The sequence below is a fragment of the Saccharothrix sp. NPDC042600 genome, assembly GCF_040647305.1.
Classification (GTDB): Bacteria; Actinomycetota; Actinomycetes; order Mycobacteriales; family Pseudonocardiaceae; genus Actinosynnema; species Actinosynnema mutabilis.
Map to the genome: position 1 here is coordinate 1 of NZ_JBEZBW010000210.1, position 1,942 is coordinate 1,942.

Genomic DNA, 1,942 nt, shown 5'->3' on the forward strand with positions numbered 1-1,942 from the left:
AGGCTCGTCTGGTCGGGTGGGTGTGGTGGTCTGTCGGGTGGGTTGTGGGGTGTGGCGCCCCGGTTGGGCGGGGCGCCACTCCGTGGTCAGGCGGGGATGTCTCCTGGGCTTCCCCATTGTCTGGTGTAGGTGGTGCCGTCGTTGTGGAGGATGTGGATTGTTTGGGTGGTGGGGCGGTAGACGGCGAAGTCGGCGAGTCCGTTGCCGTTGTAGTCGCCGGCGACGGGGATGTCGCCGGGTGATCCCCATTGGCGGTGGTATTGGGTGCCGTCGTTGTGGAGGATGTGCCAGTAGCCGTCGTGGGGGGTGTAGGTGACGAAGTCGGCGAGTCCGTTGCCGTCGTAGTCGCCGGCGACGGGGGTGTGTCCGTTGCCGCCCCATTGGCGGTGGTATTGGGTGCCGTTGTTGTAGAGGATGTGCCAGTTGCCGTCGTGGGGGGTGTAGGTGGTGAAGTCGGTGAGTCCGTTGCCGTCGTAGTCGCCGGAGACGGCGAGTTGGCCGGGTCCGCCCCAGGGTCGGGTGTAGGTGGAGCCGTCGTTGTGCAGGATGTGCCAGTTGCCGGTGGAGGGTCGGTAGATGGTGAAGTCGGCGAGTCCGTTGCCGTCGAAGTCGCCGGAGACCGGCTGGTCGCCCTGGCTCCCGCCCCAGGGTCGGGTGTAGGTGGAGCCGTCGTTGTAGAGGATGCGCCAGTTGCCGGTGGTGGGCCGGTAGACCGTGAAGTCGGTCAACCCGTTACCGTCGAAATCACCCGAGTAGCCGGCCGCGCCCCCGAACAACGCCTGGGCGACCACGGCCCCGTCGTGCGCCTCGTAGCCGTAGCGTTCGGGGAACGCTGACCGTTGCACGGCTTGACACACCTCCCCGACGGATCTGGTGCGCCAGTCCGGGACGTTGGTGACCATGTAGTCGAGGAACTTGTTGGTCGCGTACACGGGATCGCGGACTTGCTCCGGAGTGCCCCACCCCATGCTGGGCCGCTGCTGGAACAGTCCCTCGGAATCGGCGTCACCGTAGTCCAAGTTCTGGATTCGGCTTTCCACGATCGCCGTGGTGACGGCGATGGCCGCGGCTCGCAGGCCGAGCCCCCGACGTTGGGTGGTCTTCACGACCACACGGGCACATGAGATCTGGTATCCGCTGACCCCGCCGCGAAGCGCCCCGTCGAGACGGCCGTTCAACAACGCGGCGAGCGCGTTGTCGGCACTCGTGACGCCGTTGGGTGAGCAAGGCAGTGCCGTGTCAGCGTGCGCTGACGGCTGAATGGCACCAGCCAGCATGGAGGCCGTAAGCGCGGTTGCGATCAACCATCTTCCGGTGTTCGTCATGCTCTTGCCGCGCTTCACGCCGGAACGTCCCCGACGTTGCCCCACGGACGAGTGTAGGTGGTGCCGTCGTTGTGGAGGATGTGGATTGTTTGGGTGGTGGGGCGGTAGACGGCGAAGTCGGCGAGTCCGTTGCCGTTGTAGTCGCCGGCGACGGGGATGTCGCCGGGTGATCCCCATTGGCGGTGGTATTGGGTGCCGTCGTTGTGGAGGATGTGCCAGTAGCCGTCGTGGGGGGTGTAGGTGACGAAGTCGGCGAGTCCGTTGCCGTCGTAGTCGCCGGCGACGGGGGTGTGTCCGTTGCCGCCCCATTGGCGGTGGTATTGGGTGCCGTTGTTGTAGAGGATGTGCCAGTTGCCGTCGTGGGGGGTGTAGGTGGTGAAGTCGGTGAGTCCGTTGCCGTCGTAGTCGCCGGAGACGGCGAGTTGGCCGGGTCCGCCCCAGGGTCGGGTGTAGGTGGAGCCGTCGTTGTGCAGGATGTGCCAGTTGCCGGTGGAGGGTCGGTAGATGGTGAAGTCGGCGAGTCCGTTGCCGTCGAAGTCGCCGGAGACCGGCTGGTCGCCCTGGCTCCCGCCCCAGGGTCGGGTGTAGGTGGAGCCGTCGTTGTAGAGGATGTGCCA

At 66.2% G+C, this 1,942-nt stretch carries 2 protein-coding genes; both read right to left on the reverse strand.

Annotated features, from left to right (window positions below; all coding sequences use genetic code 11):
• Positions 1-86: 86 nt before the first annotated feature.
• On the reverse strand, positions 87-1,343 hold the full coding sequence (locus tag AB0A74_RS42625) for a VCBS repeat-containing protein (protein WP_358258931.1): 1,257 nt from the start codon (positions 1,341-1,343) through the stop codon (positions 87-89).
• Positions 1,340-1,942, reverse strand: a 603-nt coding sequence (locus AB0A74_RS42630; protein WP_358258933.1) for a VCBS repeat-containing protein, incomplete at its 5' end; no start/stop codon positions are given. The genes AB0A74_RS42625 and AB0A74_RS42630, both read right to left, overlap by 4 nt.